The 18,350-nt window shown below is 40.6% G+C and carries 18 protein-coding genes; 5 read left to right on the top strand and 13 right to left on the bottom strand.

Translation table 11 applies throughout. The features are described 5' to 3' along the window. Positions 1–13 precede the first annotated feature (13 nt). The 6 genes from sucA to cdaS form a co-directional block, all read right to left on the bottom strand. On the bottom strand, positions 14–2,848 hold the full coding sequence (sucA, locus tag MHI11_RS09985) for a 2-oxoglutarate dehydrogenase E1 component (RefSeq protein ID WP_044141305.1): 2,835 nt from the start codon (positions 2,846–2,848) through the stop codon (positions 14–16). Between the two features lie 224 nt (positions 2,849–3,072). Beyond that, positions 3,073–4,989 carry a vWA domain-containing protein gene (locus MHI11_RS09980; protein WP_340960979.1) on the bottom strand — a complete coding sequence of 639 codons (1,917 nt, stop codon included), beginning with the start codon at positions 4,987–4,989 and terminating at the stop codon, positions 3,073–3,075. Positions 4,990–5,000: 11 nt separating this feature from the next. Beyond that, positions 5,001–5,879 (bottom strand): ATP-binding protein, encoded by an 879-nt coding sequence (locus MHI11_RS09975; RefSeq protein WP_003215912.1) that lies wholly within the window; start codon positions 5,877–5,879, stop codon positions 5,001–5,003. 89 nt (positions 5,880–5,968) lie between these two features. Beyond that, positions 5,969–6,547: a superoxide dismutase family protein gene (locus tag MHI11_RS09970; protein ID WP_106065440.1), complete on the bottom strand. Its 579-nt coding sequence runs from the start codon at positions 6,545–6,547 to the stop codon at positions 5,969–5,971. 75 nt (positions 6,548–6,622) lie between these two features. Beyond that, positions 6,623–7,918: a C40 family peptidase gene (locus MHI11_RS09965; protein WP_185108864.1), complete on the bottom strand. Its 1,296-nt coding sequence runs from the start codon at positions 7,916–7,918 to the stop codon at positions 6,623–6,625. Positions 7,919–8,322: 404 nt separating this feature from the next. After that, positions 8,323–8,949 (bottom strand): sporulation-specific diadenylate cyclase CdaS, encoded by a 627-nt coding sequence (cdaS, locus tag MHI11_RS09960; protein WP_044141310.1) that lies wholly within the window; start codon positions 8,947–8,949, stop codon positions 8,323–8,325. Positions 8,950–9,211: 262 nt separating this feature from the next. Between cdaS and MHI11_RS09955 the strand changes: the two genes are divergently transcribed. Continuing rightward, a complete protein-coding gene (locus MHI11_RS09955) occupies positions 9,212–10,576 on the top strand; it encodes an MATE family efflux transporter (protein ID WP_340960978.1) in 1,365 nt (454 codons plus the stop codon). A gap of 46 nt (positions 10,577–10,622) precedes the next feature. Here the strand turns inward: MHI11_RS09955 and bshB2 are convergent, their stop codons facing one another. The 4 genes from bshB2 to rarD all read right to left on the bottom strand — a co-directional run bounded on the left by bshB2 (position 10,623) and on the right by rarD (position 12,919). Then, positions 10,623–11,288, bottom strand: a complete 666-nt coding sequence (gene bshB2, locus MHI11_RS09950; protein WP_012010261.1) for a bacillithiol biosynthesis deacetylase BshB2 — start codon at positions 11,286–11,288, stop codon at positions 10,623–10,625. Positions 11,289–11,306: 18 nt separating this feature from the next. Beyond that, entirely contained in the window at positions 11,307–11,657 is a 351-nt protein-coding gene (locus tag MHI11_RS09945) for a YojF family protein (RefSeq protein ID WP_044141206.1), read from the bottom strand. Continuing rightward, positions 11,654–11,935 carry a hypothetical protein gene (locus MHI11_RS09940; protein ID WP_003215525.1) on the bottom strand — a complete coding sequence of 94 codons (282 nt, stop codon included), beginning with the start codon at positions 11,933–11,935 and terminating at the stop codon, positions 11,654–11,656. The genes MHI11_RS09945 and MHI11_RS09940 overlap by 4 nt, the downstream gene beginning before the upstream one ends. 78 nt (positions 11,936–12,013) lie before the next feature. Beyond that, positions 12,014–12,919 (bottom strand): EamA family transporter RarD, encoded by a 906-nt coding sequence (gene rarD / locus MHI11_RS09935; RefSeq protein ID WP_080773006.1) that lies wholly within the window; start codon positions 12,917–12,919, stop codon positions 12,014–12,016. A 95-nt stretch (positions 12,920–13,014) separates the two neighbouring features. Here rarD and MHI11_RS09930 point away from each other — a divergent pair, with 95 nt between their 5' ends. Beyond that, entirely contained in the window at positions 13,015–13,488 is a 474-nt protein-coding gene (locus MHI11_RS09930; RefSeq protein ID WP_003216069.1) for an Hsp20/alpha crystallin family protein, read from the top strand. Positions 13,489–13,528: 40 nt separating this feature from the next. Here the strand turns inward: MHI11_RS09930 and MHI11_RS09925 are convergent, their stop codons facing one another. Beyond that, the gene (locus tag MHI11_RS09925; protein ID WP_003215921.1) at positions 13,529–13,747 is read right to left on the bottom strand and encodes a hypothetical protein; all 219 of its coding nucleotides are present in this window, start codon (positions 13,745–13,747) and stop codon (positions 13,529–13,531) included. Between the two features lie 75 nt (positions 13,748–13,822). Continuing rightward, positions 13,823–14,155 carry a winged helix-turn-helix transcriptional regulator gene (locus MHI11_RS09920; RefSeq protein WP_340960976.1) on the bottom strand — a complete coding sequence of 111 codons (333 nt, stop codon included), beginning with the start codon at positions 14,153–14,155 and terminating at the stop codon, positions 13,823–13,825. 139 nt (positions 14,156–14,294) lie between these two features. On the opposite strand from MHI11_RS09920, the gene MHI11_RS09915 reads away from it, so the two are divergent. The 3 genes from MHI11_RS09915 to MHI11_RS09905 all read left to right on the top strand — a co-directional run bounded on the left by MHI11_RS09915 (position 14,295) and on the right by MHI11_RS09905 (position 16,846). Next, positions 14,295–14,912, top strand: a complete 618-nt coding sequence (locus tag MHI11_RS09915; protein WP_058014891.1) for a nitroreductase family protein — start codon at positions 14,295–14,297, stop codon at positions 14,910–14,912. Between the two features lie 237 nt (positions 14,913–15,149). After that, on the top strand, positions 15,150–15,353 hold the full coding sequence (locus MHI11_RS09910; protein ID WP_340911205.1) for a DUF3311 domain-containing protein: 204 nt from the start codon (positions 15,150–15,152) through the stop codon (positions 15,351–15,353). Next, positions 15,353–16,846 carry a sodium:solute symporter family protein gene (locus tag MHI11_RS09905; protein ID WP_044141200.1) on the top strand — a complete coding sequence of 498 codons (1,494 nt, stop codon included), beginning with the start codon at positions 15,353–15,355 and terminating at the stop codon, positions 16,844–16,846. The genes MHI11_RS09910 and MHI11_RS09905 overlap by 1 nt, the downstream gene beginning before the upstream one ends. A 40-nt stretch (positions 16,847–16,886) precedes the next feature. Here MHI11_RS09905 and MHI11_RS09900 read toward each other — a convergent pair whose 3' ends face one another. Further along, positions 16,887–18,272 (bottom strand): S41 family peptidase, encoded by a 1,386-nt coding sequence (locus MHI11_RS09900; protein WP_340960975.1) that lies wholly within the window; start codon positions 18,270–18,272, stop codon positions 16,887–16,889. Positions 18,273–18,350 lie beyond the last annotated feature (78 nt).

The raw sequence follows: 18,350 nt of genomic DNA, 5'->3' as shown, positions 1-18,350 counted from the left end.
TTTCATTTCCCCCTTAGTTTTTGCGAGTCAAGCTATCAGATACAATTCGTTCTTGTTCTTTTTTATGCACAGTTGGATCACCCTCAGCCGTACTTGAACGTCTTCTTCGGCCGATGTAACGTACTTTTACTTTTTCAGGCGCAATTTCACGTAAATATGGCTCAATGTATCCCCAAGCCCCCATATTTTGTGGCTCTTCTTGCGCCCATACGATTTCTTCTAAGTTTGTTAGTTTTGATAAAATCGCTTTAATGTCTTTGGCTGGGAATGGATATAGTTGTTCCACTCTCGCAATGTGAAGCCAATCTTTCGGCTCTTCCATTTGAGTAAAACGATCACTAATATCGATTGATACCTTCCCGCTAGATAGCACGAGTCGAGTTACTTTTTCGTGATCATGCACAAGGCCTGGTTGTTCAAGAACTGGTTGGAACTGTCCATCCGTTAATTCCTGGACTTCAGACAATGTGTTCGGGTTACGAAGCAAACTCTTCGGTGTCATGATGACAAGCGGACGAATCTCTTCACGAAGCAGCATTTTCGCCTGTCTTCTAAGAATGTGGAAGTATTGCGCTGCACTAGTCAAGTTCGCCACTGTCCAGTTATTCTCAGCAGCTGATTGCAGGAATCGCTCTGTTCTGCCACTTGAATGCTCAGGACCTTGTCCTTCATATCCATGAGGCAAGAGCATCACTAGACCTGATTTTTGTCCCCATTTTGCGCGTCCAGCTGAAATAAATTGATCGAAATACACTTGAGCCGCATTTGCGAAGTCTCCAAATTGAGCCTCCCAAATGACTAACGTTTCAGGAGAATAGACATTATAACCATATTCAAACCCGATGACTGAGCCCTCTGACAGTGGACTATTATGAACAGTAAATGATGCGTTTGCATCACTCAGCTCATGAAGAGCAATAAATTCATCTCCAGTTTGACTGTCGTGAAGAACAAGGTTTCTTTGAGCAAAAGTACCGCGCTCTGAATCCTGTCCAGTCATTCGAATTGGCGTACCGTCTTTTAATATAGATGCAAATGCAAGTGCTTCCCCAAGTGACCATTCTACTTTACGGTCATCTGTAAACACTTTTGCACGTTTTTCAAGGATCCGTTTAAGCTTACCAAATACTTGGAAATCGTCCGGCCAGCTGATCAATTCTTCATTCAGCTTTCGTAATACATCAAACTCTACGGATGTATCCACTGCTGGGAAGCCATTTGATACTGGTTCTGGCAGTTCAATTTCTTGAATCGTATGCTCTTTCTTTGAAGGCACCTTTTGATAGGCTTCTTCTATTCTTGTCGCTACAGCCTGCTCGATTTCTTCTCGTTGTTCTTTTGTCAGAAGACCTTCTGTGACAAGTTTATCTGCAAAGATATTCTTGACCGTTTTATGCTTTCTGACTGCATCATATAGCATTGGCTGAGTTGTAGAAGGCTCATCCATTTCGTTATGACCGTATCTGCGGTAACCAATCAAGTCAATTAAGAAATCCTTCTTAAAGCGTTTGCGGTATTCTACAGCTAATTGAACAGCCGCTAAACATGCTTCCGGATCATCTGCATTGACGTGAACAATTGGAATCTCAAACCCTTTTGCAAGGTCACTTGCATATTTCGTCGAACGAGATTCATTGCTTTCCGTTGTGAACCCGATCATATTGTTTGCAATGATATGGATGGTTCCACCAACTTGATAGCCTACAAGTTGACTTAAATTTAATGTTTCTGCCACAATTCCTTCCCCAGGAAATGCCGCATCACCATGAATTAAGATGGCTAATGCCTTTTCAACGTCTTGTACTGGATAGCCCTTTTGAGTACGTAATTCCTGAGCAGCACGTGTGCTTCCTTCAATGATTGGATCAATGAATTCCAAGTGACTTGGGTTATTAGCAAGCGTGACTCTCGCACTCTTTGTATCTTCGTCTTTAATTTGACGATCTGCTCCAAGATGGTACTTTACATCACCTGTCCACCCGTAGCTGATGCCAATAGAGCCTTCTGATGGAACAAGCTCTTTATTTGGCGCATGCTGGAATTCTGAGAAAATAATCTCATATGGTTTTCCTAACACATGTGCTAATACATTTAAACGGCCTCTGTGTGCCATTCCAATGTTAATATTTGAAGTCCCTTGTGTAACAGACTCTGAAATAATTTCATCAAGTACTGGGACAAGTGCGTCTAAACCTTCTATCGAGAAGCGCTTTTGCCCAACAAATGTTTTATGAAGAAACTGTTCGAACTGCTCAACTTCTGTTAATCTCTTGAATACAGAAACTAGTTTATCGGCTGGTTTTTTCTTAAATAGTTCACCAGACTCGATTGATTTTGAGAGCCAGTTCCGTTCTTCGAAATCATGTACGTGATCAAACTCAAATGAAATGGTACGCTTATACGTATTTCTCAAATGGTTAATGGCTTCTATGCCGTTTGAAATGTGTTTTGGTGCGTCAGGACTAATAATAGAGATTGGAATATTCTTGACGTCATCTTCTGTTAAACCGTATTCCTTTAAAGGAAACAGCTCTTGTAATTCCTTTTCTTTGCGAAGAGGATTGACGGAAGCATTTAAATGGCCATACGTTCTGATGTCTTCTGCCAGTTTAACGACTGATGCTATCTTTTGGATTTGTTCAGAAGTAACTACGCTATTTTCTTTTTTCCCAATTTCCTCCTTCATTTCACTCGGTGGTGCACCAAGTTCATCAAATATGCCTCTTAGATCTTCATCAACACTAGTAGGATCCTGGACATACTGATCGTAGAGCTCGAGCACATAGCCGAGGTTCGGACCATGAAATTCTTCCCAACTCAACGGTTGTTTCACATCATTTTGAAACATTTTGAACACTACCCCCAACTTTGATCATCAAGTGATTGAACACTATCTCGATATAACTTCCAGAACACAATGACCAAATTTATGTAATAAAACGCTTCCAATAATATTCTACCACTGTTTCGGATTACTTTCTACATTCTTTGTTCAATTAAAGATAAAAAATTCACAGAAAAACAAAAAATTTAAATCATTCCGAAAAATATTTTGAAGAAAGGGGCAAAACCTTATGCCCCAATGCTTTTATGCAGTAATTTCTTCAGTAATGGATATAAAACATCTGGCAATGTATCGACATCTGGTACAAAAATGCTGAACTTGCCATACATATCTTGAATGGTTTTCATCTGCGCTTCTTCGATCGGTGAATTGGATAAAAACACATTGATTACCTCAATGCCTTTTTTCCTCGCCTCAAGAACTGCTTCATGTGTATCGACGATCCCATTTTGTTCGTAGCTGAATGCAGCTGGCTCTCCGTCGGAAAAAACAATGAGAAACTTTTGCTCTTCTCTTCGTTTTAATATCATTTTTGTCATTTGGCGAATTGCATAGCCATCCCGGTTATCCTCTTCTGGTTCAAGAGACATAATGGAAGGACCTGCATCAAATAAAGAATCTTTGAACGACACGACTGTGTTGAAATAGTTCGGCTGACTTGTTTCTGATGCATCGTTTGTATCTTCCCAAAACCCCACAATTTGATGTGGGACTTGAACGGACTTTAAGGCTTCATGAAATAGAACAATGCCTTTTTTCGTCTCATCCATCTTGTCAAACATGCTGGCAGAACAATCCACTAATAAAGTGAAAACAGCATCAATCTCCGAAGAAGGTGCCTGTTTTTTATAGAAAAGACGCGGATTCGACTCTGTAAAATAACGAATGAGCTTTTTACTCAGACGTCCTGCATGAAGATCCGTTTTTGGCCATGTTTTTTTATGTTCGAGCGTTTTTTGAATCATCTGTTTTAACCGTTTCTGATAAGGCTCAATCTCCTTGGCGTGCTGCTTGTATACAACAATTTGTTCTGGCGCGGGAGGATCTGGTGAAATCATGACTGGAAACGCGTATTTGTTCTCTTTTCCATTCTCATGAGCATCCGCTCCGCTTTCCTCGCCTTCAGCCTCTTCCAGCGCCTCAAGCTTTGAATAATCTTTTCGGTGAGTCTGCTTGGCAGAGCCTTGGACAGTGCCAAGTGCTTGATCTCCGTCATCGCCTTCTCTTGCTGCATCCTTCCCGAGATCACTTTTCCCGCCGTGCTCTAAATCAAATTGAAGGAAGCTTTTTGACGGCGCTTCTGTTTCTCGATGCCACACTTCCATATACTCTTGGTGGATGTCTTCATCGCCCTCTTTTTCCCGGTCGACTTTGATGTCTTCACTTAATTTAGGTTTTCTTTTTAAGTCATGAAACAGCGGTTCTTTTGCCGCTTTTTCATAGTCCAATTCTGGGAAGAAAAAGTACGTATTCAGCATATCTTTATCAAGAAGCTCATCAAAGCCTTCCATTAATTCTTTGACGATGACTGCGATATCTCCGGTTGAACGCGCTTCATATACACGCTCAAGACTTGATTCAATAAATGGAATCATTGGGTTGATCCGCTCGTGAAGAGGCGGAATTTCTTCTAGCGGTGAATCCGCTGTCAGCTTCACATACATTGCACAATAGAGTGCATCCGTTAAAATGCTCCGCTCTTGGTTAATCGTTAATTGCGTCTTAAAATGACGCCGGTACAGTTCTCTTCTTCGTTTAAATACCTTTTTTGTTCCTGGGCGGTCTCGTTTAATCTGCTCTTCAATCCGGATATCTTCAAAGAGCATAAACAATTGTTTACACAGGTCAGGAATGGACATTGTATGAGCATAGCGAATGATTTCCTGAAAGACAGTCAGATCACTATAAACGGTTCCAACTGCACGGAGGAATACATCACTTTTCAGTCCGGCTGTCATGTCTTCTTGTTTACGGTCATCCCAAAAATGACTGATGAAAATTTTCTTTTCAAAAGGATCATAGTAGGACTGCACCCCGTATTCAAGCTCGACATCATCACTTTTTGCTAACGTTTTGGCTAAATCCGTTAATTCCATAAATAAAAATGAATCGATTCTGCTGTCATTAAATTTGATGAATTTCAAAACTCAGAACCTCACTCGAATAATGTTTGGGCAATATTTCTTACCGCTGCTTTTTCCCGGTCATCTTCTAGCTTTTCAACAATCCCTCGTTCAACTGCACGGAGTGGCGGGATGTATTGCGCAAGATCACATGTGTCTAGAAGTGCGCGAATGGATGCTGCTTCTTCACTTACCTGCCCGTTGTGTGCCTGTGTAATGAGGTCTGATGAGAGCTGCACGAATTGATCGATTAAACGTTCATCCTTTAATACAGATTGAGATTGCAGTACATCCTTTAAGATGCCGCCGCCGATATATGGAACGTCAATGACAACAAAACGGTTTTTTAACGCTTCATTTAGAGGCACTGTGCCGACATAGCCTTCGTTGATTGCCGCTATCACGCCAAAGCCTTCATCTGCTCGAACGACCTCTCCTGTAAATGGATTTGTCATCATTTTTCTGTAGTCGAGTACACCGTTTAAAATAGGCAGAGTTTCTGGCTTTGCCATGTTGATTTCATCAATATATAAAAGATGGCCTTTTTTCATTGCTTTCGTTACGGGTCCTTCAATAAATTCAATAGAAGCAACTTGACCATCATTGTGAATGGTTTTATAGCCAATCAAGCTTTCTGCATCAAGATCAACCGAGCAGTTCACACTGTGCATCGGCTGCTGAAAGAAAGCAGATAAAGTTTCTGCTAGTTTTGTTTTACCTGAACCGGTCGGCCCTTTTAAAAGAACGTTTTTGCCGAGTGCTAGTGCAATCATCGCATCTTGTATGATAGACGTATCCTGTGATTCATAGCCGCCTGTTCCAATAAGCGGACGGAATTCTTCTTCTAGTCCTTTTGCTTTTGCTTCAATCATTGCTTGAATTTCTTCTGGGAGTGATTGTTCGTTAAACATGTGTGATTAATTCCTCTCTTCGATCATTTTCCTCACCAAGTATACTAAAAAAACCTTTATGCACTCAATACATAAAGGCTAGACATCTGTTATTTTACCATTTCTTTTGTGATCGCTCCGCATGCGATGCGTTTCCCTGAGTTTCCAGAAGGGTTGCTTAAGTAATCATCTGCTTCTGCATGAATGATAAAGCTACGCCCATTTTGATCGATTAATTGGTTCGATCCTCCCTTTAACGTCACATCTGGTACATTCACGACAACATCAATTTGTCCATCTGCCCCAACTTCTAAATTAGGCATATCTCCAGCATGGTGGCCTTTTGGGTTATCAAAGCCATGCTCCCGGTGTGTTGGATTAAAGTGAGCCCCTGCCGTTTCAAAATCTGGCGCTTCACATCTTCCTGTTTCGTGAATATGGAAGCCATGAGGACCTGGCGGCAGATTTTTCGCTTTCACATGTAAATCCAGTCCGTTTTCTGAGGAGTCTCTTACTTCGATACTTCCTATTTTTTGGCCGTTTTCATTGATGAGTGACGTGGTAACTGGTGCTTGTTTAGGCGCTGCAACTTCAATGGTTTCTTCTGTCGTCTCTTTTTTCGGCGGTGCATGACATGCTGTTGCGACAAAGACCAGACACATCATGATCAACCACATTGACTTTTTCATATGACTGCCCCCTTTTGATATCAGTATGGACAACCTGATCAATAGGCAAACAAAAAAAGCCGAAAATCGGCTTTTTTAGAAGAAACGTTTTGCACCTAAGTAGGCTTTTTTCCAATATGAGTTGCTTAAGTTCGAGATCCCCACACCGCTGTCACTTGCATGAAGGAAATCTCCTCCGCCAAGGTATAGCCCCATATGAGATGGACCCGCTTTGTACGTTGTGAAATAAACAAAATCGCCAACTTGAGGTGTGCTCACAGGTTTCATCATACTCCAGTAGCCTGCTGTGCTTAATCTGGATACAGACGAAACTTTATTAATGAGGTAATAAACAAAGCCGCTGCAGTCAAATCCAGATGGTGTATTGCCGCCCCATCTGTAAGGAATGCCTGTCAGCTTTTTCCCTTCTTGGATCATCGTCGTGATTTTTGCATTCATCGGCACATCATTTTTGTTATTATTGACCGGCGTTGTCGAACCGTTAGACGTAGAACCATTCGACCCTGAAGCTGCACCATTAATTTTGAGAACTTGTCCAATTCTAAGCACATCACTTTTTAAGCTGTTAGCTGTACGGATGGATTGAACTTGCACTTTAAATTGATTCGCAATTTTCCATAAAGAATCGCCTGATTTTACAGTATAAGATGTCGCTTTCCCATTTGAAGGCGGGTTGCTTGGTTTAGCAGGTGCTTTCGGCTGACTTGGTTTTGATGTAGCCGTCCCTTTTACTTTCAATACTTGATTTGGATAAATCATATCAGATTTTATCCCATTCAATGTTTTGATTTCACCAATCGACATATTGAGCGAATTCGCAATTTTCCAGAGAGAATCCCCTAATTTGACCTTGTATGTACTTGATGATGAACTATTTGAGTTCGTTGTCTTATTGTTTGTGCTGGAATTTGAAGAGGAGTTTGATGACTGGCCCCCGCTTGTCTTCGTGCTTCCAGATACCTTTAGCTTTTGTCCAGGACGAATTAAGTCACTGTTTAAGCTGTTTAGACTTTTCAAACTTGCGACTGACATTTTATGATTTTTTGCAATGAGCCATAAAGAATCTCCAAGCTTTACAGTGTAGCTTGATGTCGTTGAAGCATTTGATTTCGTTGCTTTTGATCCAGTTGACGAGCTAGATTTTTTGCTTTTTGCGCCAGGAATTTTCAAGCTTTGTCCCGCAAAAATCATCGTCGTTTTTAGTTGATTAAGAGATTGAAGCTCCGAAATACTTGTATTGTACTGTTCGGCAATCTTCCAAAGTGAGTCACCGCTTTTCACCTTGATCGTCTGTGCTTCTGCCGGTGCAGCAAACACAGCTGAGCCAGCGATCGCTGAAACTGTGAGGCCGGTTACTACTTTTTTCTTCATAGATGAATCTCCGCCTTTCATGATTTCATTCAATAAGACTTATGTACTAGTTTTAAGTTTGGCATTTAATGATTCTGCTTCTCTTGCACTATTTTATCTTTATTTCTATTATATTACTAGACATGTAGACGTTGGGCAATAACAAATAGGCTAAAGCAGTCAACTCAAAATGCTAAAACAAAGCCATATCGTTTCTATCGACAGTTTGCTTTATTTATAAACATTTTTTAAGGAATTTTTAAGTTGACGTTTAGAAATTTGCTAAAACAAGCACGTTGCTAGTTTCATAGTTCTATTCTACATGACAAATTTTTCTGTATCAAATGACTTTTTACTCAATTGCCTGTTTTTTCTCCTTGAATGAAAAAAGCATTCTTCCGAATGAAGAATGCAGCGATTCATTTTTATTTCCTTATTTCAGGTTCTTTTACAGTGAGCGGATAAAGGGTTCCTTCTTTCGCAAATGACATTTTTCCCGTTTCCTCTGAAACGACGAGAACAAGTGCATCGGTCATACCAGAGAGTCCGATCGCAGCCCTGTGTCTTGTCCCGAGAGAAGGACTGACTTTTTTTGAAGTAAGCGGCAGCACATTTGCCGCAGATACGAGCGTATTTTCTTTGACTAAAAGCGCACCATCATGAAGTGGATTTCCTGGGTAGAAAATGCTTTCAATTAATGAAGCACTAATTTTCGCATGAAGATTTGTCCCTCTTTGAATAAAATCCTCGACCTCATCCCGCCTTTGTATCACAATCAGTGCCCCGTGCTTTTGTTTTGATAAGTTCTCAATGGCTAACGAAAATTGAGCAAATCCAGGTGTGAATTCTTCCATATACGATTGTAAATAAAACGAGGAAGCCTCTGCATGCATTTCATTAAACTCATCATGTAATGACTCGAGATCACAAAGTAGACATTGCTCAATCTCATCAAGGGAATCGATAATGTCACTTGCATCCTTCATAATTTTCATCAAGTGTGTTCTCATGCCCACTTTAAATTGCACTTCTTCATTCGTACGATTGATCATTTGACCTTTTCCCTCCTCCTTTTCGTTGTCATAAAATAACAAGTTATGCGCATTCTATTGTTATGGAGGTGACTAAATATGACCATTCAGAAAGTGATTCAATATGCTTGCAGCATTTTAGGTGTTGTCAGTCTTTCCTTTATTTATGCCCAAATGTTTAAAAAAACGAAGCCAACTAAGAAAAATAATCCGACATAGAATTGATTTTTTTACATAGCATGATATAATCCTCTCGTTATTTCTGTTCAGAGAGGAACTTATGATGAGAGAAACAAATAGCATTCGAGCCAAGGTGACACTATTTTTAACCATTTTAATTCCGATTTTAATCACTCAAGCGGGTCTTTCGCTTATTACGTTTTTAGACACTGTGATGTCTGGAAAAGTGAGTGCAGAAGACCTTGCGGGTGTTGCGATCGGTTCAAGTATTTGGACACCCGTTTATACAGGGCTTGCTGGTATATTAATGGCCGTTACGCCAATTGTCGCTCAACTGATGGGCGCAGGGCATAAAAAGGATGTTCCCAAGGCTGTCTTTCAGGCGCTTTATTTATCCTTTCTTTTAAGTATCTGTGTGATTGCTATTGGAACAATTAGCATCCCTTACGTATTAGGGGGACTTGGACTTGAGCAATCCGTAGAGGATATTGCGAGGCATTTCTTAAGTTTTCTTGCTTTTGGTATCGTCCCGCTGTTTGGTTATTCTGTGCTTAGGTCATTTATTGATGCATTAGGGAAAACACGTGTAACGATGTTCATCACGTTAACAGCACTTCCTATTAATTTTGCTTTAAACTATGTATTTATTTTTGGGAATTTCGGCTTTCCAAAGCTTGGCGGCGCGGGAGCTGGTCTTGCTTCTGCGATGACATATTGGGCGATTTTCATCATGAGTATTTGTATTGTCATGAAAGCAGAACCATTTGCCTCATTTTGTTTGTTTCAAAAACTGCCTCGAATCAACATTTCCCGTATGGGACAAATACTGAAAATCGGTCTTCCTATCGGGTTTGCGATCTTTTTTGAAACGAGTATCTTTGCAGCAGTCACACTATTAATGGGTCACTTTGATACTGTGACGATTGCAAGTCACCAGGCTGCAATGAACTTTGCTTCTATCTTATATATTTTACCGCTCAGTATCTCGATGGCTTTAACGATTGTCGTTGGGTTTGAAGCCGGTGCCAAGCGTTATAAAGACGCGCAAAGCTATAGCTATATCGGAATTGGAACGGCGGTATTATTCTCCTTGTGTACGGCAGCACTCATTTTATTATTTAGACCAGAGATTGCTGGTTTATACACAGCTGAATCGGCTGTTTTACAAATGACACAGCACTTTTTGATTTATGCGATCTTTTTCCAGCTGTCAGATGCCATTGCTGCACCCATTCAAGGGGCACTGCGGGGCTATAAAGATGTGAACTATACGCTCATTGCCGCATTTGTTTCATACTGGGTGATCGGTCTTCCTTCCGGCTATCTGATTGGCACCTATACTTCATTTGGAGCATTTGGCTATTGGATTGGTCTCATTGCCGGACTTGCCGCAGGTGCCATTGTCCTCTTTATCCGTCTCAGATTGATGGTAAAACGATTGCTTCAGCAAGCGCCCAATCATCACTAAATACGACACAAAAAAAGCAGCTGATCGATGTCAGCTGCTTTTTTATTTAGTCATTCCATTGGTACGTCCAGAAAATTTCTTCATCGAACCATTTTTGGACGACAGGTTCTTTGTTTTTCAGCTTCTGTTCAAGCTCTCTCAGCATGCCTTCTGTTTGCGTTCTATGTGCTCTCAGTGCATTTAATTTGATATCTGCTACATCTGTAATGTCGATCGTAATGTCTGCATTACCCAGCACTTCTTCTCTATTTTTCGTAATGGCCATGCAGTATGTGACAGGACGGTCTTCTTTTTTCTTACGGTAAAGAGCGCGAATAACTGCTTCCCCTGTCGCATCATGATCAGGGTGTACACCGTGTCCAGGATAAAACGTCACAATCAGTGTAGGTTTGACTTCATCAATGATGGTTTCCATCACATCAGCTAAATACTCGTCGTCTTCAAATTCCAATGTTTTATCACGAAGTCCAAGCATACGTAAGTCTGTGATATCCATTTCTTTGCAGGCATTGATTAATTCCTGTTTTCTTAACTCAGGAAGTGTTTCGCGATTGGCATATGTTGGGCTGCCCATATTTCTGCCCATTTCCCCAAGTGTCCCGCATGCATACGTGACTGGGATGCCGCGTTTTCTGCTTTGTGCAATGAGACCTGCAACCCCAAACGATTCATCATCTGGGTGAGGCAGCATCACTAGTACATGTTCATTCATGACTCGTCACCCTTTCTTCTACACCTGAAATGGTGTTTCACTAATTTGTAATGAGATCGCTAGTTTCCCGTCTGGCAAGTGCCCTGCTAACAGCAGGCGGCCATGGTCATCAAACTCATAATCGGTTAATCCTTCTGCATAAATCCAGCCATCTTCTGTTTTCATTCCAACACGGTACGGACCTTGTCCTTTTATTTTCGCCTGTGAATAGACGACTTTCGCATTGCGGATATAGGCAACGACCGTCATATTTTGTTCATTTACATGAGCTGAATAAGAACCAGTGGTCGTTTCAAGATGAACGAAGACTGGACGATTTAAAAACGATTCAAGATGTGCTGTGACATCTTCCGTTTGAATTGGTTTCATGAGTGGTTCCTTCCTTCATTTTGAATTAATTCGCGCAGCTTTTTTGTATGTAAGCTGATCAGCTGCAGCTGATGATCATGCCGAAGCCCACTTTCTAATATTCTCTCTACAGCGAGTACATATTTTTGATGAAATGATTTTCTCGCCCTCGGATGAGTGCGCGCATCGCTTAAATCATCACATATTGCCTCGTGTAAAGAAGACATATCATCGACATCAAGCTGACGATTTTTCCATAAAGATTGATAAGCAGCTGTAAGCTCATTGGCTGATGACATGTAATCACCTCTACAGTTTTGGTAACAACTTATTATGACATGATCCGCCTTCAAAAAAAAGCAAACTGCTCGTAGGACTTAATGAGAATTCGCTGTTTTTTTCATGCGTAATTGAGAGGTCGTAAACAATAAAATCGCCACCCAGATACAAAGAAACGTCACGATTTTAGCTGAAGATAAATGCTCGTGATACACAAACAACCCCAAAAACAGCGTAATCGTTGGTGCAATGTATTGCAAAATGCCCACTTGATAAAGAGGAATTCTTTTTGCCCCTTCAGAGAATAAAAGAAGCGGCACCGCAGTAAAGACCCCTGCAAAGAATAAGAGACCAAGCGATCCGAAGCTGTTAGGATTCATTGTCACCACAGGTTCTTTTAAGAAGAACAATAAGTACACAAGAGCTGCCGGGGCTAGAAGCAGCGTTTCAATTGTCAAACCAATGGCACTCGTGAAGCTCATTCTTTTTTTAATCAATCCATAAAAACCGAAGCTAAAGGCAAGTAATATTGCAACGACAGGAAATGAACCATACTGAATCGTAGAAAGAATCACCCCAGCGGCGGCAATTAGAATCGCAACGGTTTGTAATTTATTGAGCCGCTCTTTCAAGAAAATGATCCCTAGTAAAACAGAGACAAGCGGATTAATATAATACCCTAAACTAGCTTCTAGCATAAGATGATGGTTGACTGCCCAAATGTACACATACCAGTTAACCGATATTAAAATAGCAGATAATAGTAATGAAAAAAGTGCTTTACCATCGAGCATGAGACCCTTCACTGTCTGCATCGCCGGCCGGACTTGTTTTAAATACAGAAGAATACCGCACATAAAAACAAATGACCATAAAATTCTGTGCGCTAAAATTTCGCCTGACGAAATATGTTCCATCAGTTTCCAATATAACGGGAATAATCCCCACAATGTAAAAGATGCTGCCGTGTAGAGAACACCTTTTGATTGCTGTTGTTCGTTCAATCTAACCATTCCTTTCTAAACCTATCGTATATTATAGCACGCACTCAAGCGAATGGGCATATACTAATTCAGGGCATTTAGAAAGGATGATTTGCATGTTTGACTGGAACCGATTATTCCCTTTTCAAAAGCAATTTTCAAAAGAAGCCTTAAAGAATTCAGACCCTAAAGACGTCGAGCAGTACGTCAATCAAGTGATGGAAAGTGTATTCGGATCCAATTATCCTGCTCAGTTCCCTTTTCAGGACCCACTCTCTCAACATCAAAAAACGAGAGAAACAGACGTCAAAAAAGAAAAAGAACCCGAAGTGGAAGTGTTTGAAACCACTGATCACGTGTTCGTTAAGATTGAGCTTGCTCGGCCGAGCACAGAAAAAGTAAAAATCAAACATACAGCCAACCTGCTGTTTATTGATCATTTTCCTGAGGAAGGCACGCAGAAGAAAGTCGTCCTCCCTGCTGCTGTCAAAAGAAAAGGAACGAAGGCTTCGTATCAGGACGGTATTTTGGAGATTATGTTTTTAAAGCATGATGATCCGGGGATTTCTGAAATCGATATTCCATTATAAAAAGCCTGCTTTCATATAGAAGCAGGCTTACTCTTTTTTCTTAATAGTATGGTGGATATCCTCCGCCATAAGGTGGTGGAACAGGCGGTGGTGGTGGTGGGTAATAGGGACGGGGATAATTAAAAATCGCACTTCCTAAAAATCCGCCAAGCAGTCCGCCGACTAAAGGAGCGCCAAAACCAAAAAACAAAGGGACTCTGGATTCATATGGCGGAATGCCAGGGGCGCCGCCTCGGAAATACGGAGTATGAGGGTACATGCATTTCTCCTCCTTTGTCATGTGCCTAAGATCAGCATATTCATTAGGAGTCAAAACGTTTGGGCAAACCTGAAACTAGGCTTGTTCCTTTTTTTCAAGAGATTCTGTATATTCCCCTGCCCACCTAGATACCTCATGAAACACATCATTTAGCGCATTTCCTTTTTCAGTTAAACAATAAATGACCTTAACAGGCGTTTCAGGCAATACAGTTCGCTTTATAATCCCTTCTTGCTCAAGTTCCTTTAAACGCTCTGCGAGCATTTTTTGACTGATAGATGGGATAATGTCCGTCATGTCTTTGAATCGCTTTGGACCATCAAGCAATACATGAATAATGAGACCATTCCACCTTTTGCCTAGCAGTAAAAAAGCTTGCTGAATGTGTGGACATAATTGAAATTCCATAAATTTCAGCCTTTCTTTTCATGATTGTTTGACAAACTAACGGTATACAATTTAAAATATCTCTAGTTACAATAAGTAAGTTTCTCACTTTTTTAGTTATTGTACCATACTATTTGCAAAAACGGGAGGAAATATCCATATGGCGACTGATCAAAAAACGATTGACATTTTAAAACAAAGAGCTTCAGTAAAAGAGTATGATACAACTCATGAAATGACAAAAGAAGAGCTAACAGAGCTACTTGATATCACAACAAAAGCACCATCTGCGTGGAACCTTCAGCATTGGCATTTTACTGTTTTCCACAGTGCTGAATCCAAAGCGAAGTTACTTCCAATCGCTTATAACCAAAAGCAAATCTCACAAGCATCAGCTGTTATTGCTGTACTAGGTGATCTTGAAGCCAATCAAAATGGAGAAAAAATCTATGGTGAGTTGGCAGAACAAGGGTTCATTACTGAAGACATCAAAGAAACATTGATGACTCAAATCAATGGCGCATACCAAAGCGAGCAGTATGCACGTGAAGCTGCGTATTCAAATGCTTCATTAGCTGCTATGCAATTAATGATTGCTGCAAAAGCAATGGGCTATGATACATGTGCAATGGGTGGTTTCAGTAAAGAAGCCTTCATCAAAGAATTCAATGTAAGCGGCCGTTATGAGCCAGTCATGCTGATTTCAGTTGGTAAAGCAGCGAAAGAAGCTCATAAAAGCAATCGTTTCGACATCGAAGAAGTATCTGATTTTCTTTAAAAAATAGCAAGGCCTCAGCTTTCATGCTGGGGCTTTTTTTATTTGGTTTAAATATTATTTCTGCATATTTTCTTTTCGCTTTACCCCTTTCCATCTCCATTTTTTCTCCTTTTTAAGAATGAAAGCGTTATATTAGTATGATATTCTCCAAAATGATTGTTTTTTCTGAAAATGGTCTTGTGATCTAATCTGACAACTGCTATTATTATGAAATTACAAAAAACTCAGGAGGAAATCATGAATAAAAAATTGTTACTCGCACTACTTATAGCGATTCCATTCATCGGACAGCTCGCACTGCTGCCCTTTACGAATCGTATCCATCCATTTGTGATAGGCCTGCCTTTTTTTCACTTCTGGCTCTTACTATGGATTGTTCTCACACCAGTCTGTACATTCATCATTTACCGGATGCAACATTCAAATGGAGGAACTGACTAATGCAAGGAAATTTGACAGCTTTATTGATTACAGCAAGTATCATTTTCATCGTCGTGGTCATTGGATTTGCCGCTGGCCGTGATAAATCATCCAGACAGTCAGTAGAGGAATGGTCTGTCGGCGGGAGAAAATTTGGCGGGCTGCTCGTCTGGTTCCTCGTTGGTGCAGATTTATATACAGCTTATACCTTTTTAGGGCTCACTAGTACAGCCTATACAGCTGGAAGTGTCGCTTTTTTCGCTATCCCATATTCAGTTCTAGCGTATTTTATTGCTTATTTCTTCTTACCAAAGCTATGGACGGTGGCGAAAAATCACAATCTCACAACGCTCGCTGATTATGCACGTGAGCGCTTTGACAGCAAGCTGTTATCCAGTCTCATTGCAATTATTGGAGTGCTTATGCTCATTCCTTATATTTGTCTTCAACTGAGCGGGATTCAAGATACGTTAACTGTCGCTGGAACTAGTTATATTAATGTGAATGCAGTTGTTATTATTTCATTTATTTTAGTTGCACTTTATACATTTTTCAGCGGGATTAAAGGCCCTACATATACAGCCATTATTAAGGATATTCTCGTTTGGGTCATCATGCTGTTTATGGTGGTTTCACTGCCAATCATTCATTTTAACGGCTGGACTCCGATGATGAATACGTTAGCTAAGGAAGCGCCACAGCTTCTGACAATTCCTGACGGGGGTCCTAAAGGCATTTTATGGTTCATTACCGCTTCAGGTGTTTCTGCCCTTGCTTTGTTTATGTGGGCACATGCGGCAACAGGCGTATTTACAGCAAAAAGTGCAGATGCTATCCGTAAAAACAGCATGTTTTTGCCTCTTTATAACATCGTATTGATTTTGGTCATCTTCCTTGGATTTATTGCCTTTTTGGTCTTACCAGAAGATACGAATCCAAGATTTGCACTTCTTCATTTAATTCAAACATCATATGGCGGCGTGATGCAGGGTCTTGCTTATTCAACGATTGCACTGGCTTCCCTTATTCCATGCTCGATCATGGCCATTGGTGCATCGAATTTATTTGCCAATAATTTATATCGTGACTTAATTCATCCGAATGTATCACCTAAAAGATTGACCATCATCACTCGTTCAATGGTGTTTATCGTGATCGGACTGGCTCTATTATTCGGAATGCTCTTCCCAACAGCACTTGTGACGCTTCAGCTCATTGGTGTTTCAGGGATGGTTCAAATCTTCCCAGCCATTGCGATCAGCTTGTTCTGGAAAAAACAATCGAGAGAAGCAACGATTGCGGGGTTAGTTGTTGGCATCATTGTCACCTTTACAGCCAATATCTCACAAGTCACGTTCGGTCTTTATGAAGGTTTTCTTGGTTTACTAGCAAACGTTGTGGTCATCCTAATCTTAAATCCATTCTTCCAAAAGAAGGTCACATCCAATTCTGTCATGAATGATCTATTTGAAAAAGATCAAGACAAAACAGAAGCGATTGGAAACAACGCGTAAACATAGAAAGAGCAGTCCCCCTAAGAGGGCTGCTCTTTCTTTATTTCATTTCTTTTTTCAAGACTTCAATGGCTTTTTTCATTTGAGTATCATTGTTCTTTAGCTTATTTTGGATCTTTGTCATCAGTACTGTCGTTGTATCTCCCGTCAGAATTCCGTCTGCTTTCAGATCGTTGTCTGTTTGGAAGCTTTTGACGATCGTCTGGAAGGCTTGATCGTACTCACCATTTGCTTTTGCTTTGTAGTCAAGCGCTTGAAACATTTTTTGAGCCGCTTTGACTTCATCTCCATTGTCATTCAACTGATACGTTTTTTTCGGGCTTAAGTATGGCAGTTTTGCATAACTTGGGAGCGATGCTTTAACCTGTGGTTCAATTCCTTTTTTGTGAATCCACGAACCATCCGGCGTTAGCCACTTGGCAATGGTTAATTTGACACTTGAACCATCATTATAGCTTTGCGCATTTTGAACAGTTCCTTTACCAAATGTCTTTTCACCAATCATTTTGATACCTGAAGATTGGTGCAGAGCCGCCGCCATGATTTCTGCAGCGCTGGCTGAGCCTCCATTTACAAGGACAACTGCCGGCTGATGAACTTTACGTTCTTTTTCAGCCTTGTACTCTTCTTTTTTTCCTTTTTCTTCAACTTGCATGATGACTTTCCCTTTATCGATAAAGTCATTACTCATTTCAATCGCTTCTGTCATAATGCCGCCTGGATTATCTCTCAGGTCAATGACAAACCCTTTTGCCCCTTTTTTCTCGAGGTCATCAATGGCTTTATCTAACTCTTTTGACGTTGTTTCAGCAAAGGACGTAATTTGGATTTCCCCTATTTTGTCTTTTGTGAGTTTTGCATACACTGTTTCAACTGGAATGGTGTCTCTTGTGATGGTCACATCAACATTTCCCACTCCTTGGCGGTTAAGGTGCAGCTTGACATCCGTTCCTTTTTTCCCTCTGATGAGAGAGACTGCTTGATTGACCGACATGCCTTTTGTGCTTTTTCCATCCACCTTTAAAATACGATCATGAGGTTTCAACCCGGCTTTTTCAGCAGGAGAGCCTTTTATCGGTGCGACAATTAAAATTTGTCCATCCTTCTCTTCTACTTGTGCACCAATTCCTTCAAATGATGAAGAAATGGTGTTGTTAAATCCTTCGGCTTCCTCCTGATCCATATATGTAGAGTATGGATCATCAAGTGATGCGATCATTCCTTGAATCGCACCATCTACTAGTTTTTGATCATCCGTTTTTTCGTAATACTCATCTTTTACTTTCGTATACGCAGCCATGAGTTTACTAAACTTCTCATCTCCTGAGACATTGACAGTCCCTTGTTTTGTGATCACAAATGTAATCGCTGAGGACAGTGCCGCTGTCACCAAAATAGCGATGACGATCTTAAATTGTTTTTTCAAAAAAACACCACCTTTATCTCCTTTCATTATTATCAAGGACGATGCATCATCCGTCAACCAAAGGATCGAAGTTCTCTT

Source organism: Bacillus sp. FSL K6-3312, assembly GCF_038007485.1.
In the GTDB taxonomy this organism is placed as follows: Bacteria; Bacillota; Bacilli; order Bacillales; family Bacillaceae; genus Bacillus; species Bacillus pumilus.
Note: the sequence above shows the minus strand (reverse complement) of the source record. Positions and strands in the feature narration are given on the sequence as shown.

What these genes read in the sequence shown, in the direction of transcription:
- sucA (WP_044141305.1), bottom strand. Translation starts at nt 2,848, where the DNA reads ATGTTTCAAAATGATGTGAAACAACCGTTGAGTTGGGAAGAATTTCAT.
- MHI11_RS09975 (WP_003215912.1), bottom strand. Translation starts at nt 5,879, where the DNA reads ATGTTTAACGAACAATCACTCCCAGAAGAAATTCAAGCAATGATTGAA.
- MHI11_RS09970 (WP_106065440.1), bottom strand. Translation starts at nt 6,547, where the DNA reads ATGAAAAAGTCAATGTGGTTGATCATGATGTGTCTGGTCTTTGTCGCA.
- MHI11_RS09965 (WP_185108864.1), bottom strand. Translation starts at nt 7,918, where the DNA reads ATGAAGAAAAAAGTAGTAACCGGCCTCACAGTTTCAGCGATCGCTGGC.
- cdaS (WP_044141310.1), bottom strand. Translation starts at nt 8,949, where the DNA reads ATGATCAATCGTACGAATGAAGAAGTGCAATTTAAAGTGGGCATGAGA.
- MHI11_RS09955 (WP_340960978.1), top strand. Translation starts at nt 9,212, where the DNA reads ATGAGAGAAACAAATAGCATTCGAGCCAAGGTGACACTATTTTTAACC.
- bshB2 (WP_012010261.1), bottom strand. Translation starts at nt 11,288, where the DNA reads ATGAATGAACATGTACTAGTGATGCTGCCTCACCCAGATGATGAATCG.
- MHI11_RS09945 (WP_044141206.1), bottom strand. Translation starts at nt 11,657, where the DNA reads ATGAAACCAATTCAAACGGAAGATGTCACAGCACATCTTGAATCGTTT.
- MHI11_RS09940 (WP_003215525.1), bottom strand. Translation starts at nt 11,935, where the DNA reads ATGTCATCAGCCAATGAGCTTACAGCTGCTTATCAATCTTTATGGAAA.
- MHI11_RS09930 (WP_003216069.1), top strand. Translation starts at nt 13,015, where the DNA reads ATGTTTGACTGGAACCGATTATTCCCTTTTCAAAAGCAATTTTCAAAA.
- MHI11_RS09925 (WP_003215921.1), bottom strand. Translation starts at nt 13,747, where the DNA reads ATGTACCCTCATACTCCGTATTTCCGAGGCGGCGCCCCTGGCATTCCG.
- MHI11_RS09920 (WP_340960976.1), bottom strand. Translation starts at nt 14,155, where the DNA reads ATGGAATTTCAATTATGTCCACACATTCAGCAAGCTTTTTTACTGCTA.
- MHI11_RS09915 (WP_058014891.1), top strand. Translation starts at nt 14,295, where the DNA reads ATGGCGACTGATCAAAAAACGATTGACATTTTAAAACAAAGAGCTTCA.
- MHI11_RS09910 (WP_340911205.1), top strand. Translation starts at nt 15,150, where the DNA reads ATGAATAAAAAATTGTTACTCGCACTACTTATAGCGATTCCATTCATC.
- MHI11_RS09905 (WP_044141200.1), top strand. Translation starts at nt 15,353, where the DNA reads ATGCAAGGAAATTTGACAGCTTTATTGATTACAGCAAGTATCATTTTC.